The organism is Erwinia sp. PME.40.26/001 (assembly GCF_055556675.1).
In genome coordinates, this window is record NZ_JBVHNP010000503.1 from 1 (window position 1) to 202 (window position 202).

General features: G+C 54.5%; 2 tRNA genes. Both read right to left on the reverse strand.

What is annotated here, in order from left to right:
• Positions 1-76, reverse strand: a tRNA-Ala gene (locus ACZ3HG_RS25160).
• A 50-nt stretch (positions 77-126) separates the two neighbouring features.
• Positions 127-202, reverse strand: a tRNA-Ala gene (locus ACZ3HG_RS25165).

The following is a 202-nucleotide window of genomic DNA, read 5'->3' on the forward strand; positions in this document are numbered from 1 at the left end:
TGGTGGAGATAAGCGGGATCGAACCGCTGACCTCTTGCATGCCATGCAAGCGCTCTCCCAGCTGAGCTATACCCCCACATCTTAATTCTCAGTTTTCCGGTGCCACCTTATCTTCTGGTAAAGAGTTGGTGGAGATAAGCGGGATCGAACCGCTGACCTCTTGCATGCCATGCAAGCGCTCTCCCAGCTGAGCTATACCCCC